The organism is Limimaricola sp. AA108-03 (assembly GCF_050847355.1).
In the GTDB taxonomy this organism is placed as follows: Bacteria; Pseudomonadota; Alphaproteobacteria; order Rhodobacterales; family Rhodobacteraceae; genus Limimaricola.
Map to the genome: position 1 here is coordinate 182,828 of NZ_CP193755.1, position 14,227 is coordinate 197,054.

The window sequence follows — 14,227 nt, forward strand, 5'->3', positions numbered from 1 at the left end:
GTGCGCGGCACGCCGTCGCCCTCTGCCTAGATTCAAGGATTTGAAATGAACCAGGAACTCACGAACAACCCGTTCAATCCGCTGACCCCGGCCAAGACCTTCGACGAGATCAAGGTATCGCTGGCCTCGCCGGAACGGATCCTCAGCTGGTCCTTCGGCGAGATCAAGAAGCCCGAGACGATCAACTACCGGACCTTCAAGCCCGAGCGCGACGGCCTGTTCTGCGCCCGCATCTTCGGGCCGATCAAGGACTACGAATGCTTGTGCGGCAAGTACAAGCGCATGAAGTATCGCGGCGTCGTCTGCGAGAAATGCGGCGTCGAGGTGACGCTGCAGAAGGTCCGTCGCGAGCGCATGGGCCATATCGAGCTGGCCGCGCCCGTCGCCCATATCTGGTTCCTGAAGTCGCTCCCGAGCCGGATCGGCCTCATGCTGGACATGACGCTTCGTGATCTCGAGCGGATCCTCTACTTCGAGAACTACGTCGTCATCGAGCCGGGTCTCACCGACCTGACCTATGGCCAGCTGATGACCGAGGAGCAGTTCCTCGACGCGCAGGACCAGTACGGCGCCGACGCGTTCTCGGCCAATATCGGCGCCGAGGCGATCCGCGAGATGCTGGCCCAGATCGACCTCGAGGGCGAGGCCGAGCAGCTGCGCGCCGACCTCAAGGAGGCGACCGGCGAGCTGAAGCCCAAGAAGATCATCAAGCGCCTGAAGATCGTCGAGAGCTTCATCGAAAGCGGCAACCGTCCCGAGTGGATGGTGCTGACCGTGATCCCGGTGATCCCGCCCGAGCTGCGCCCGCTGGTGCCGCTCGATGGCGGCCGCTTCGCGACCTCGGACCTCAACGACCTGTATCGCCGGGTGATCAACCGCAACAACCGCCTCAAGCGGCTCATCGAGCTGCGCGCGCCCGACATCATCGTGCGCAACGAGAAGCGGATGCTGCAGGAATCCGTGGACGCGCTGTTCGACAACGGCCGCCGCGGCCGCGTCATCACCGGCGCCAACAAGCGTCCGCTGAAGTCGCTCTCGGACATGCTCAAGGGCAAGCAGGGCCGCTTCCGCCAGAACCTTCTGGGCAAGCGGGTCGACTTCTCGGGCCGTTCGGTCATCGTGACCGGCCCCGAGCTGAAGCTGCACCAGTGCGGCCTGCCCAAGAAGATGGCGCTCGAGCTGTTCAAGCCCTTCATCTACTCGCGGCTGGAGGCCAAGGGTCTCTCCTCGACCGTGAAGCAGGCGAAGAAGCTCGTGGAGAAGGAGCGGCCCGAGGTCTGGGACATCCTCGACGAGGTGATCCGCGAGCATCCCGTGATGCTCAACCGCGCGCCCACCCTGCACCGTCTCGGCATCCAGGCCTTCGAGCCGCAGCTGATCGAGGGCAAGGCGATCCAGCTTCACCCGCTGGTCTGCTCGGCCTTCAACGCCGACTTCGACGGTGACCAGATGGCCGTGCACGTGCCGCTCTCGCTGGAAGCCCAGCTGGAAGCGCGTGTCCTGATGATGTCCACGAACAACGTGCTGTCGCCCGCCAACGGCGCGCCGATCATCGTGCCGTCGCAGGACATGGTTCTCGGCCTCTACTACACGACCATCATGCGTGAAGGCATGAAGGGCGAGGGCATGTCGTTCAACTCGATCGACGAGGTCGAGCACGCGCTGAACGCCGGCGAGGTGCATCTGCACGCCAAGATCACCGCGCGGATCAAGCAGATCGACGAAGAGGGCAACGAGGTCGTCAAGCGCTTCGAGACCACCCCGGGCCGCCTGCGGCTCGGCGGTCTGCTGCCGCTCAACGCCAAGGCGCCGTTCGAGCTGCTGAACCGCCTGCTGCGCAAGAAGGAAGTCCAGCAGGTCATCGACACCGTCTACCGCTATTGCGGCCAGAAGGAGTCGGTCATCTTCTGCGACCAGATCATGTCCGCGGGCTTCAAGGAGGCCTTCAAGGCGGGCATCTCCTTCGGCAAGGACGACATGGTCATCCCCGACGCGAAGTGGACGCTGGTCGACGAGACCCGCGACCAGGTCAAGGATTTCGAGCAGCAGTACATGGACGGCCTGATCACCCAGGGCGAAAAGTACAACAAGGTCGTGGACGCCTGGTCGAAGTGCAACGACAAGGTCACCGAAGCGATGATGACCACCATCTCGGCCAACAAGAAGGACGAGACCGGTGCCGAGGCCGAGCCCAACTCGGTCTACATGATGGCCCACTCCGGTGCGCGTGGCTCGGTCACCCAGATGAAGCAGTTGGGCGGCATGCGCGGCCTGATGGCCAAGCCGTCGGGCGAGATCATCGAGACGCCGATTATCTCGAACTTCAAGGAAGGCCTGACCGTGCTCGAGTACTTCAACTCGACCCACGGCGCGCGGAAAGGTCTGTCGGACACCGCGCTCAAGACCGCGAACTCGGGCTACCTGACCCGTCGTCTCGTCGACGTGGCGCAGGACTGCATCGTGCGCGAGCATGACTGCGGCACCGACCGGGCGATCACCGCGGAAGCGGCGGTCAATGACGGCGAGGTGGTCTCGCCGCTCTCCGAGCGCGTGCTGGGCCGGGTCTCGGCTGATGACGTGCTCAAGCCCGGCACCGACGAGGTGCTGGTCGCGGCGGGCGAGCTCATCGACGAGCGCAAGGCCGACCTGATCGAGCAGGCCGCGGTGCAGAAGATGCGCATCCGCAGCCCGCTCACCTGCGAGGCCGAGGACGGCGTCTGCGCGATGTGCTACGGGCGTGACCTCGCGCGCGGCACCATGGTGAACCAGGGCGAGGCCGTGGGCATCATCGCGGCGCAGTCGATCGGTGAGCCGGGCACCCAGCTGACGATGCGGACCTTCCACATCGGCGGTGTGGCGCAGGGTGGCCAGCAGTCCTTCCTCGAGGCGAGCCAGTCGGGCAAGGTGGAGTTCCGCAACGCCAACCTCCTCGAGAACGCCGCGGGCGAGCAGATCGTCATGGGCCGCAACATGGTCATCGCGATCATGGGCGAGGATGGCGAGGAGCGCGCCAGCCACAAGATCGGCTACGGCACCAAGGTCTTCCTCAAGGAGGGCGCCGAGGTGAAGCGCGGCGAGAAGATGTTCGAGTGGGACCCCTACACCCTGCCGATCATCGCCGAGAAGGCCGGTACCGTGCGCTTCGTCGACCTAGTGAACGGCATCGCCGTGCGCGAGGACACCGACGACGCGACCGGCATGACCCAGCGGATCGTCACGGACTGGCGTTCGGTGCCCAAGGGCAACGAGCTCAAGCCCGAGATCATCGTGGTGGGCGAGGATGGCGAACCGGTCCGCACCGACAGCGGCAACCCGGTGACCTACCCGATGTCGGTGGACGCGATCCTCTCGGTCGAGGACGGCCAGCAGATCCAGGCCGGCGACGTTGTGGCGCGGATCCCGCGCGAGGGCGCCAAGACCAAGGACATCACCGGCGGTCTGCCGCGGGTGGCGGAACTGTTCGAGGCACGTCGTCCCAAGGACCACGCGATCATCGCCGAGATCGATGGCTATGTGCGCTTTGGCAAGGACTACAAGAACAAGCGTCGCATCGCGATCGAGCCCACCGAGGAAGGGCGCGACAAGGTCGAGTACATGGTGCCCAAGGGCAAGCACATCCCGGTGCAGGAAGGCGACTTCGTGCAGAAGGGTGACTACATCATGGACGGCAACCCCGCGCCGCACGACATCCTCGCCATCATGGGCGTCGAGGCTCTGGCCGACTACATGATCGCCGAGGTGCAGGACGTCTATCGACTGCAGGGCGTGAAGATCAACGACAAGCACATCGAGGTGATCGTTCGCCAGATGCTGCAGAAGATCGAGATCATGGACTCGGGCGAGAGCACGCTGCTGAAGGGCGAGCATGTCGACAAGGCCGAGTTCGACGAGGCCAACGAGAAGGCGATCTCCAAGGGCGGCCGTCCGGCCCAGGGCGTGCCGGTCCTGCTCGGCATCACCAAGGCGTCGCTGCAGACCCGCAGCTTCATCTCGGCGGCGTCGTTCCAGGAAACCACCCGCGTGCTCACCGAGGCTTCGGTCCAGGGCAAGCGCGACAAGCTGGTGGGTCTCAAGGAGAACGTCATCGTCGGCCGCCTGATCCCGGCGGGTACCGGCGGCGCGACCAGCCGCGTCCGCAAGATCGCCCACGACCGCGATCATTCGGTGATCGAGCAGAAGCGCGAGGCGGCCGAGCAGGCCGCGGCGCTGGCGGCTCCCTCGGAGCAGCCGATGTCGGACGACCAGTTCGACACGATCTCGGCCCGCGCCGAGGACAGCCGCGACTGATCGCCGGCCGATCATCGTGAAACGCCGAAGGGCCCCCGGGAAACCGGGGGCCCTTTTTTGCTGCGGGCTTCGCGCATGCCCGTTGGCAGGATCGTCGCGCGGGCGGATACTGTATGCGGGGGCCCATGGCCGCTCGGCCGGGCCCAAGGTCCTGTCATGGAGGCGCAGATGAGCTTCATCGCCGAAATCGGGGAGGCGGAGGCGTCCGGCCCCGCCGCCGCCTATTATGCGGCTGCCAAGAAACAGCATGGGCGGATCTACAACCTGCACCGGACCTGCGTGCGGTTGCCGGAACTGGCGGATCATTTCGAGGCCATGACGTCGGCGCTCAAGAAACGGATGGGGCTGCGGCGCTACGAGCTGGTCACGCTGGCCGCCGCGCTGGCGCTGCGCAGCTCGTACTGCGCGCTGGCCCATGGCAAGGTGTTGCTCGACAACGGCATGACACCCGAAGAGCTGGAGCGGATCGCGACCGAGCGGGGCCATACCTCGATCACCCCGCAGGAGGCCGATCTGATGGGCTATGCCGCCGATATCGTCGAGGATGCCACGGCGATCGGCCCGGCGCGGATCGCGGGGCTCAGGGCGCATGGGCTGTCGGAGGATGAGATCGCACAGGCCGCCGCGGCGGCGGCGCTTCGCTGCTATTTCAGCAAGTATCTCGACGCGCTCGGCACGCAGCCCGACCCGGCCTTCATGGAACTGCCCGAGGCGCTGCGCACGGCCTTGGCACGGGGGCGGGCGATCCAGGAACCCGAGGGCTAGGCCGCCGCCACACGTGAAACACTCAACCCGCCGTCTCGGCCGCCGCGATCTCCGCACGCCATCTTCGATCGTCCTGCGGCGCGCGGCCCTGATGCGCGCAGAGCCGCGCCACCAGATCGGCGCAGCACAGGTGATGCAGCCTTGCGACGCCGGGCAGGGCCATCGCCTCGGCATGAACGCGGTCGAAGGCCGTGGCATGGGCCAGCGCCGAGAGATCCCGTCGCCCGTTGCGGTCGCGTGCCTCGAAGAACGCCTGCGTATAACGATCCTTGGCCGCCGTGGCCGAGAGCGTGCCGCGCTTGGCCTCGAACTGTTCGACCGAGCGCAGCACGTAATGGTTCATCTGCGCATAGCGATGCGTCACCTGTGAGACATCGGTATAGCGGACCGGATGCGGACCGGTGAGAAGCTCCTCGATGATCCGCCCTTCGCTGTCGACGATGCGGTTCCTGCCCCGGTCCCATTCCCCGTCGAACGCCCAGGGCATGTGATCGCTCCAGCGTCCGAAGCGGCGCGGGGTGCCGAACAGCGTCTTGACCATAACGTTGGCGGGGCGCTGCGAGGGGCCGCGCCGCCGGAACTGCCGATGCACGAGGCCCGGCTGGTAGCGCTTCCAGCCGCCCGTGCCGAAGCACTGCCAGTGGAACGCGACCCCCAGGAAGTCGCGGCCCAGATCGTCGAGATAGGATGCGATCGTGCCGTCGCCCCGGTGCAGCACGAGGAACTCGTCCACATCGCAGATCAGCAGCCAGTCGGTCTCGGCCGTGGCGGGGTGCCGCTGCGCGTGACGATGCGCGGATTGCTTGGGCGGTGTGCCCTCCGGCGGGCGGTGTTCGAACCATCGCAGCCAGCCCGCCTGTGCGAAGGCGTCGAGCAGGGCAGGGGAGTGGTCGGTGCAGTCATTGACCCCGACGAGGATCTCGAAGCCCAGCATCCGGTACCATGAGATCCATTCGACGAGGAACGCGCCCTCGTCGCGCATGCCGGCAAAGACGAGAAAGCGTTCGGAAGGATCGGACATGCGGCCGATGATGCACGGATGGCTGCCACCGTCCACCCCGGGTGGAGGGCGCACCTAGCGCCCTCCGCCTATCCTCAGGCGGGTTCGGTCCGGGCGGCGGCGCGGGCGAGCACCCGCATCCGGCTGTCGAACTCGCCCCGGTCTACATAGCAGCCGCGCAGGTGCCTAAAGCCGGTCGAGGGGTCGAAGGCGGCGCGCCCATGCAGGACGCGGCGATTGTCGAACACCACCATTTCGTCGGCCTTCAGCTTCAGCGTCACCAGATAGGCCGGGTCGCGGGTCATCTGCATCAGCCGACGATAGGCGGCGTAGTAGTCCGCCATGATCGCTGGATCGATGTCGAGGATGTCCGCCAGATGCGCGTTGAAGCAGATCTCATCGACGCGGCCGCCTTCGCCGCGCCGGATCACCGTCTTGCGGGCCCGGATGTCGGTCTCCGCATCGTGGAAGCGGAACGGGATGTCGACGCTGGCGAGAAGCTCGAACCCCTCGGGGTCCTCGAGCGCCAGATCCTCGGCCACGGCGACGCCGTCGCAGAACACCGAGCCGCCGCCTTCGGCCTCGTTGGCGAGACAGTGCAGGAACTGCCAGCCCGGCGGCAGCTCCTGGTTGGTCAGGTCGGTATGCAGCGGCAGCGCATCCGCGGTGTATGCGAGGTTGTTCGGGTCGGGCTTCGAGACCACCTCGAAGGTGACGCCGAAATTGGTCTCGCGCAGGAAGCCGATGCGCCGGGCGATGCGGCAGCCCGCCTCGACGTCATCCGCCAGGCCCTCGACGATCGAGAGGCCCATGGCCTTGCTGCGCCGTAGCCAGTCGGCGAGGGCCGCGTCGCTCTCGGCGACATCCGAGGCGCGGGCGCGCGGTATCCCGGCCGCGCCAAGATCGCCGCGCCAGCTGCTAGCGGAGACATGGGCCGGGTCGGGCCGCCGCCGGCCCGGGCGGTTCTCGCGCAGCCAGTTCAGGTCGAACCGGCTCGGTGCGGCGTCACCGGGCCAGTCCAGCACCAGCGCCTCGTCCTCCACCCGCGCCGCCACCGGCGCGAGATCGAGCGGCACCGAGGTCAGGTCGAAGACCCGCTCGCCGGTGCGCGGGTGAAACCCGGCCGGGTCGGTATCCCGCAGCCAGATATAGGGAAAGGCATCGCTGCCGCCATCGGCCCAGTCGAGCCAGAGTTGCCGCGCCTCGAGGCGCGCTCGTGCCATCTGTGGCATGGATCGTCTCCGTGATGTCAGTGGGAATCGGTCTTGGTCGGCACGGCTTGCCTTGGCGGCGGCCACCAGTCATAGGCCTTCGCATGCGGATGGCCCGGACGCCTTCCCAGAACGACACACATCTGCGGCCCGGCCCTTTCCATCTGGCTGAAACGATCTCCGGCGGGCACACTAGCATGGGCGCGAACGCCTGTCATCGCGGCTCCGGGGCGGCTCCGGAGCAGCCCCGGGGGCGGGTGGCCCCCGGCGCAGTTGACACCCTCCGCGACTCCCCCTATACGGCCACCACTTGGGCCGGGGGCAGTCCGCTTTCCGCCCTGATATCAGAGCTGAAGTGGTCACGATCCGGGCCTTGCGCCCCGATCCTCTGGAGACCCACCGCATCGTGTCCGGAAGAGGGGCGCGTTCGCGGGTTTTTGTGCTTTACGGACGCGTGAAGTGCGAGGAATCGAAATCGGCGGGCCGTCCGGTCCGTGACACATGTGCAGGAAACGGGGAAAGACGCCCAATGCCAACGATCCAGCAGCTGATCCGCAAGCCGCGGCAGCCGAAAGTCACCAAGTCCAAGTCGCAGCACCTCGAGTCCTGCCCGCAAAAGCGTGGCGTGTGCACTCGGGTGTACACCACGACGCCGAAGAAGCCGAACTCGGCCATGCGGAAAGTCGCCAAGGTGCGTCTGACCAATGGCTTCGAGGTCATCAGCTACATCCCGGGCGAAAGCCACAACCTTCAGGAGCACTCGGTGGTCCTGATCCGTGGCGGCCGGGTGAAAGACCTTCCGGGCGTCCGTTACCACATCCTCCGCGGCGTGCTTGACACCCAAGGGGTCAAGAACCGCAAGCAGCGCCGCTCGAAGTACGGCGCGAAGCGTCCGAAGTAAGGAGAGAGAGCGCCATGTCGCGTCGTCACGCCGCCGAGAAACGTGAGATCCTGCCCGATGCCAAGTTCGGCGACCGGGTCGTCACGAAGTTCATGAACAACCTGATGATCGACGGCAAGAAAGCCGTCGCCGAGCGCATCGTCTACAATGCGTTCGACCGGGTCGAGACCCGTCTCAAGAAGGAGCCCGTCGAGGTGTTCCACGAGGCGCTCGACAACATCAAGCCGTCGGTCGAGGTCCGCTCGCGCCGGGTCGGCGGTGCGACCTACCAAGTCCCCGTCGAAGTCCGCCCCGAGCGCCGCGAGGCGCTGGCGATCCGCTGGCTGATCGATGCCAGCGCGAAGCGCAACGAGAACACCATGGAAGAGCGCCTGGCCGGCGAGCTGCTCGACGCAGTGAACGGCCGCGGCACCGCGGTGAAGAAGCGCGAAGACACTCACAAGATGGCCGACGCGAACAAGGCGTTCAGCCACTACCGCTGGTAAGCGGGAAGGAGTCCAGACATGGCACGCGACTATCCTCTGCAGCGCTACCGCAACTTCGGCATCATGGCCCACATCGATGCCGGCAAGACCACCACGACCGAGCGGATCCTCTTCTACACCGGCAAGTCCCACAAGATCGGCGAAGTCCATGACGGCGCCGCGACCATGGACTGGATGGAGCAGGAGCAGGAACGCGGCATCACGATCACGTCCGCGGCGACGACCACTTTCTGGCAGCGCCAGGAAGATCCGACCGCCGAGGGCACTTCGGATACCAAGTACCGCTTCAACATCATCGACACGCCCGGCCACGTCGACTTCACCATTGAAGTCGAGCGTTCGCTGGCCGTGCTCGACGGTGCGATCTGCCTTCTCGACGCCAACGCCGGCGTCGAGCCGCAGACCGAGACCGTCTGGCGTCAGGCCGACCGCTACAAGGTCCCGCGCATCGTCTTCGTCAACAAGATGGACAAGATCGGCGCCGACTTCTTCAACTGCGTGAAGATGATCAAGGACCGCACCGGGGCGACCCCGGTCCCGATCGCGCTGCCGATCGGCGCCGAGGACAACCTCGAAGGCATCGTCGACCTGATCAAGATGGAAGAGTGGGTCTGGAAGGGTGAAGACCTGGGCGCGTCCTGGGTCCGTCAGCCGATCCGTGCCGAGCTTCAGGACGTCGCCGCCGAGTGGCGCGCCACGCTCATCGAGAATGCCGTCGAGCAGGACGATGCCGCGATGGAGGCCTATCTCGAGGGCGAAGAGCCCGACGAGCCGACCCTGCGCCAGCTGATCCGCAAGGGCACGCTGTCGCTCGCCTTCGTGCCGGTGGCCGCTGGTTCCGCGTTCAAGAACAAGGGCGTGCAGCCCCTGCTGAACGCCGTCATCGACTTCCTGCCCTCGCCGCTCGACGTGCCCGCCTATATGGGCTTCTCGCCGGACGACGAGACCGAGACCCGCAACATCCCGCGTCATGCCGACGACTCCGAGCCCTTCTCGGGCCTGGCGTTCAAGATCATGAACGACCCCTTCGTCGGTTCGCTGACCTTCACCCGCATCTATTCGGGCGTGGTGAAGAAGGGCGACACCATGATGAACTCGACCAAGGGCAAGCGAGAGCGTGTCGGTCGGATGATGATGATGCACGCCATCAACCGCGAAGAGATTGAGGAAGCCTTTGCCGGCGACATCATCGCGCTCGCGGGCCTCAAGGAGACCACCACTGGCGACACCCTGTGTGATCCCCAGAACCAGGTCGTCCTCGAGACCATGACCTTCCCCGATCCGGTCATCGAGATCGCGGTCGAGCCGAAGACCAAGGCCGACCAGGAGAAGATGTCCGCCGGTCTCCAGCGCCTCGCCGCCGAAGACCCGTCCTTCCGCGTCGAGACCGACCTCGAGTCGGGCCAGACGATCATGAAGGGCATGGGCGAACTCCACCTCGACATCCTGGTCGACCGTCTCAAGCGGGAGTTCAAAGTCGAGGCGAACATCGGCGCGCCGCAGGTGGCCTACCGCGAGACCATCGGTCACGCCGTCGAGCACACCTACACCCACAAGAAGCAGTCGGGTGGTTCGGGCCAGTTCGCCGAGGTGAAGCTCAACATCATGCCGACCGAGCCGGGCGAGGGCTACTCGTTCGAGTCGAAGATCGTCGGCGGCGCGGTGCCCAAGGAATATATCCCGGGCGTCGAGAAGGGCATCAAGTCGGTGATGGACTCCGGTCCGCTCGCGGGCTTCCCGGTGATCGACTTCAAGGTCGAGCTGCTGGACGGCAAGTTCCACGACGTCGACTCGTCGGTGCTCGCCTTCGAGATCGCATCGCGGATGTGCATGCGTGAAGGTCTGCGCAAGGCCGGCGCCAAGCTGCTCGAGCCGATGATGAAGGTCGAGGTGCTGACGCCCGAGGAGTACACCGGTGGCGTCATCGGCGACCTGACCTCGCGTCGGGGCCAGGTGCAGGGGCAGGACACGCGCGGCAACGCCAACGTGATCAACGCCTTCGTGCCGCTCGCCAACATGTTCGGCTACATCAACACGCTGCGGTCGATGACCTCGGGACGTGCCCAGTTCTCGATGATCTTCGATCACTACGAGCCGGTGCCGCAGAACATCTCGGAAGAGATCCAGAAGAAGTACGCGTGACGGTCGGCGGGGCTCTCGGGCCCCGCCATCACGACGCCTGACAATTTGAAGGAGCCAATCATGGCCAAGGCAAAATTCGAACGCACCAAACCGCACGTGAACATCGGGACCATCGGTCACGTGGACCACGGCAAGACGACGCTGACGGCGGCGATCACCAAGTATTTCGGTGACTTCCGCGCCTACGACCAGATCGACGGCGCGCCGGAGGAGAAGGCCCGCGGGATCACCATCTCGACCGCGCATGTCGAGTACGAGACCGAGACGCGGCACTACGCCCACGTCGACTGCCCCGGCCACGCCGACTACGTGAAGAACATGATCACCGGCGCGGCGCAGATGGACGGCGCGATCCTGGTGGTGAACGCCGCCGACGGCCCGATGCCGCAGACCCGCGAGCACATCCTGCTCGGCCGCCAGGTGGGCATCCCCTACATGGTCGTCTACATGAACAAGGTCGACCAGGTGGATGACGAGGAGCTGCTCGAGCTCGTCGAGATGGAAATCCGCGAGCTGCTGTCGTCCTACGACTACCCGGGCGACGACATCCCGATCATCAAGGGCTCGGCGCTCGCCGCCATGGAAGGCCGCGACGAGGAGATCGGCGAGAACTCGATCAAGGCGCTGCTGAAGGCGGTCGACGAGTACATCCCGACCCCGGCGCGCGCCGTCGACCTGCCGTTCCTGATGCCGATCGAGGACGTGTTCTCGATCTCCGGCCGCGGCACCGTGGTGACCGGCCGCGTCGAGCGTGGCGTGATCAATGTCGGCGACGAGATCGAGATCGTCGGCATCCGCGACACCAAGAAGTCGACCTGCACCGGCGTCGAGATGTTCCGCAAGCTGCTCGACCGCGGCGAGGCGGGCGACAACGTCGGCGTGCTGCTGCGCGGCATCGACCGTGACGGCGTCGAGCGCGGCCAGGTGCTGTGCAAGCCCAAGTCGGTGGCGCCGCACACCAAGTTCGAGGCCGAGGCCTACATCCTCACCAAGGAAGAAGGCGGCCGCCACACCCCGTTCTTCGCGAACTACCGGCCGCAGTTCTACTTCCGGACCACCGACGTCACCGGCACCGTCGTCCTCCCCGAGGGCACCGAGATGGTGATGCCCGGCGACAACCTGAAGTTCAACGTCGAGCTGATCGCGCCGATCGCCATGGAAGACGGCCTGCGCTTCGCCATCCGCGAAGGCGGCCGCACCGTCGGCGCCGGCGTCGTGTCGAAAATCATCGAGTAAGGACGCCCCTTACCGGGACGTCGCCGCGGGGCGGGTGTTTCGCCCGCCCCGCACCACTTTTCCGACGGGTTCGACGTGGACCGGCAATTCCGCCCGGCCGACCTCTCAACCCGAACCCTTGAAGGGGAACAACATGGCCGCCCAAAGCCAGAATATCCGTATCCGGCTCAAGGCTTTCGACTACCGCGTGCTGGATGCCAGCACCGCGGAGATCGTCAGCACCGCCAAGCGCACCGGCGCCTCGGTCCGCGGGCCGATCCCGCTGCCCAACAAGATCGAGAAGTTCACGGTGCTCCGTGGACCGCACATCGACAAGAAATCCCGTGACCAGTTCGAGATCCGCACCCACAAGCGGCTGCTCGACATCGTCGATCCGACCCCGCAGACCGTGGACGCGCTGATGAAGCTCGACCTGGCCGCCGGCGTCGACGTCGAAATCAAGGTCTGAGGGAGGTAACGATGTTGCGTTCCGGAATCATCGCCAAGAAGGTGGGCATGACCCGCCTGTTCCTCGAGGACGGCAAGCAGGTCCCGGTGACCGTGCTCCAGCTCGACAACCTACAGGTCGTGGCGCAGCGCACGATCGAGCGTGACGGCTACACCGCCGTTCAGCTCGGCGCCGGCACCGCCAAGGCCAAGCGCGTCAGCGCGCCGATGCGCGGCCACTTCGCCGCCGCCAAGGTCGAGCCCAAGCGCAAGGTCGCCGAGTTCCGCGTCGCCCCCGAGAACCTGATCGAGGTGGGCGAGGAAATCATCGCCGCGCACTACTTCGAAGGCCAGTTCGTCGACGTGTCGGGTGTCTCCATCGGTAAGGGTTTTGCCGGTGCGATGAAGCGCCACAACTTCGGCGGTCTGCGCGCGTCCCACGGCGTGTCCGTGTCGCACCGTTCGCACGGTTCGACCGGTCAGTGTCAGGACCCGGGCAAGGTCTTCAAGGGCAAGAAGATGGCCGGTCACATGGGCGCCGCCCGCGTGACCACCCAGAACCTCCAGGTCGTCAAGACCGACGCCGAGCGTGGCCTGATCATGGTCAAGGGCGCGGTGCCGGGCGGCAAGGGTGGCTGGGTCACGGTCAAGGATGCCGTGAAGAAGCCGCTGGCCGAGCACGTGGTCTTCCCGGCCGCGCTGAAGAGCCATGCCGACGAAGCCAAGCGTCTCGCCGACGAGGCCGCCGCCGAGGCCGCGGCTGCCGAGGAAGCCGCCGCCAAGGCCGCTGCCGAGGCCGAGCAGGCCGCGATCGACACCGCTGAGAAGGGTGAGAACAATGAAGGCTGAAGCGATCAAGCTGGACGGCGCCTCCGCGGGCTCCGTCGATCTCGACGACGCGATCTTCGGTCTCGAGCCGCGCGCCGACATCCTGCACCGCGTCGTGCGCTGGCAGCGTGCGCGTACCCAGCAGGGCACGCACTCGACGCTGGGCCGTTCCGAGGTCAGCTACTCGACCAAGAAGATCTACCGCCAGAAGGGCACCGGTGGCGCACGTCACGGCTCCAAGGGCGCGCCGATCTTCCGTCACGGTGGCACCTACAAGGGCCCGACGCCGCGCAGCCACGAGCACGACCTGACCAAGAAGTTCCGCAAGCTCGGCCTCAAGCACGCCCTCTCGGCGAAGGTGAAGGCCGGTGAGCTGGTGGTTCTCGACAGCATCGAGACCGAGGGCAAGACCTCGGTGCTCGCCAAGCAGGTCGCCAACCTCGGCTGGAAGCGGGCGCTGGTCATCGACGCCGCGGCGATCAACGAGGGCTTCGCCCAGGCCGCGCGCAACATCGCCAACCTGGACGTGCTCCCCTCGATGGGCGCCAACGTCTACGACATCCTCCGCAGTGACACGCTCGTGCTCACCAAGGCGGCTGTCGAAGCTCTGGAGGCTCGCCTGAAATGAGCGCGAAACCCGAACATTACGACGTGATCCGCAAGCCGGTCATCACCGAGAAGGCGACACTGGCCTCCGAGGCCAACGCGGTGGTCTTCGAGGTGGCGATCGACGCCAACAAGCCGCAGATCAAGGAAGCCGTCGAGGCCCTGTTCCAGGTCAAGGTGAAGGCGGTCAACACCGTCGTCACCAAGGGCAAGGTCAAGCGGTTCCGCGGCACGCTGGGCACCCGCAAGGACGTCAAGAAGGCCTATGTGACCCTCGAAGAGGGCAACAGCATTGACGTCTCGACCGGTCTCTAATAGGTGACCCCATCGGCGCGGCCCC

General features: G+C 66.0%; 12 protein-coding genes. 10 read left to right on the forward strand and 2 right to left on the reverse strand.

The annotated features are described in order from the left end of the window. Positions 1–45: 45 nt before the first annotated feature. Both rpoC and ACRAQ3_RS00950 read left to right on the forward strand, forming a co-directional pair. Complete coding sequence (gene rpoC / locus ACRAQ3_RS00945; RefSeq protein WP_269395571.1) at positions 46–4,287, forward strand: DNA-directed RNA polymerase subunit beta'; 4,242 nt, start codon at positions 46–48, stop codon at positions 4,285–4,287. A gap of 168 nt (positions 4,288–4,455) precedes the next feature. Beyond that, the gene (locus ACRAQ3_RS00950; RefSeq protein ID WP_432255356.1) at positions 4,456–5,052 is read left to right on the forward strand and encodes a carboxymuconolactone decarboxylase family protein; all 597 of its coding nucleotides are present in this window, start codon (positions 4,456–4,458) and stop codon (positions 5,050–5,052) included. Positions 5,053–5,074: 22 nt separating this feature from the next. On the opposite strand, the gene ACRAQ3_RS00955 is transcribed toward ACRAQ3_RS00950, so the two are convergent. Both ACRAQ3_RS00955 and ACRAQ3_RS00960 read right to left on the reverse strand, forming a co-directional pair. Then, positions 5,075–6,073 (reverse strand): glycosyltransferase family 2 protein, encoded by a 999-nt coding sequence (locus ACRAQ3_RS00955; protein WP_432255357.1) that lies wholly within the window; start codon positions 6,071–6,073, stop codon positions 5,075–5,077. Between the two features lie 74 nt (positions 6,074–6,147). Then, positions 6,148–7,284, reverse strand: coding sequence for a TauD/TfdA family dioxygenase (locus ACRAQ3_RS00960; protein WP_432255358.1), 1,137 nt, complete (start codon positions 7,282–7,284; stop codon positions 6,148–6,150). 508 nt (positions 7,285–7,792) lie between these two features. On the opposite strand from ACRAQ3_RS00960, the gene rpsL reads away from it, so the two are divergent. The 8 genes from rpsL to ACRAQ3_RS01000 all read left to right on the forward strand — a co-directional run bounded on the left by rpsL (position 7,793) and on the right by ACRAQ3_RS01000 (position 14,202). Beyond that, a complete protein-coding gene (rpsL, locus tag ACRAQ3_RS00965) occupies positions 7,793–8,164 on the forward strand; it encodes a 30S ribosomal protein S12 (protein WP_017930005.1) in 372 nt (123 codons plus the stop codon). 14 nt (positions 8,165–8,178) lie between these two features. After that, positions 8,179–8,649, forward strand: coding sequence for a 30S ribosomal protein S7 (rpsG, locus tag ACRAQ3_RS00970; protein WP_085894988.1), 471 nt, complete (start codon positions 8,179–8,181; stop codon positions 8,647–8,649). Between the two features lie 18 nt (positions 8,650–8,667). Then, on the forward strand, positions 8,668–10,791 hold the full coding sequence (gene fusA, locus ACRAQ3_RS00975; RefSeq protein WP_269395575.1) for an elongation factor G: 2,124 nt from the start codon (positions 8,668–8,670) through the stop codon (positions 10,789–10,791). 60 nt (positions 10,792–10,851) lie between these two features. Then, positions 10,852–12,027, forward strand: coding sequence for an elongation factor Tu (gene tuf, locus ACRAQ3_RS00980; RefSeq protein ID WP_269395565.1), 1,176 nt, complete (start codon positions 10,852–10,854; stop codon positions 12,025–12,027). Between the two features lie 133 nt (positions 12,028–12,160). After that, positions 12,161–12,475 (forward strand): 30S ribosomal protein S10, encoded by a 315-nt coding sequence (rpsJ, locus tag ACRAQ3_RS00985; RefSeq protein WP_021693211.1) that lies wholly within the window; start codon positions 12,161–12,163, stop codon positions 12,473–12,475. 11 nt (positions 12,476–12,486) lie between these two features. Continuing rightward, a complete protein-coding gene (rplC, locus tag ACRAQ3_RS00990; RefSeq protein WP_269395576.1) occupies positions 12,487–13,302 on the forward strand; it encodes a 50S ribosomal protein L3 in 816 nt (271 codons plus the stop codon). Next, positions 13,292–13,909, forward strand: a complete 618-nt coding sequence (gene rplD, locus ACRAQ3_RS00995) for a 50S ribosomal protein L4 (RefSeq protein ID WP_085894984.1) — start codon at positions 13,292–13,294, stop codon at positions 13,907–13,909. Before rplC ends, rplD begins: the two co-directional genes overlap by 11 nt. Continuing rightward, positions 13,906–14,202 carry a 50S ribosomal protein L23 gene (locus ACRAQ3_RS01000; RefSeq protein WP_085894983.1) on the forward strand — a complete coding sequence of 99 codons (297 nt, stop codon included), beginning with the start codon at positions 13,906–13,908 and terminating at the stop codon, positions 14,200–14,202. Before rplD ends, ACRAQ3_RS01000 begins: the two co-directional genes overlap by 4 nt. The last annotated feature ends 25 nt before the right edge of the window (positions 14,203–14,227 follow it).

Bases quoted from the DNA above. Each gene is read 5' to 3' on its own strand.
- rpoC (WP_269395571.1), top strand. From the start codon at position 46: ATGAACCAGGAACTCACGAACAACCCGTTCAATCCGCTGACCCCGGCC.
- ACRAQ3_RS00950 (WP_432255356.1), top strand. From the start codon at position 4,456: ATGAGCTTCATCGCCGAAATCGGGGAGGCGGAGGCGTCCGGCCCCGCC.
- ACRAQ3_RS00955 (WP_432255357.1), bottom strand. From the start codon at position 6,073: ATGTCCGATCCTTCCGAACGCTTTCTCGTCTTTGCCGGCATGCGCGAC.
- ACRAQ3_RS00960 (WP_432255358.1), bottom strand. From the start codon at position 7,284: ATGCCACAGATGGCACGAGCGCGCCTCGAGGCGCGGCAACTCTGGCTC.
- rpsL (WP_017930005.1), top strand. From the start codon at position 7,793: ATGCCAACGATCCAGCAGCTGATCCGCAAGCCGCGGCAGCCGAAAGTC.
- rpsG (WP_085894988.1), top strand. From the start codon at position 8,179: ATGTCGCGTCGTCACGCCGCCGAGAAACGTGAGATCCTGCCCGATGCC.
- fusA (WP_269395575.1), top strand. From the start codon at position 8,668: ATGGCACGCGACTATCCTCTGCAGCGCTACCGCAACTTCGGCATCATG.
- tuf (WP_269395565.1), top strand. From the start codon at position 10,852: ATGGCCAAGGCAAAATTCGAACGCACCAAACCGCACGTGAACATCGGG.
- rpsJ (WP_021693211.1), top strand. From the start codon at position 12,161: ATGGCCGCCCAAAGCCAGAATATCCGTATCCGGCTCAAGGCTTTCGAC.
- rplC (WP_269395576.1), top strand. From the start codon at position 12,487: ATGTTGCGTTCCGGAATCATCGCCAAGAAGGTGGGCATGACCCGCCTG.
- rplD (WP_085894984.1), top strand. From the start codon at position 13,292: ATGAAGGCTGAAGCGATCAAGCTGGACGGCGCCTCCGCGGGCTCCGTC.
- ACRAQ3_RS01000 (WP_085894983.1), top strand. From the start codon at position 13,906: ATGAGCGCGAAACCCGAACATTACGACGTGATCCGCAAGCCGGTCATC.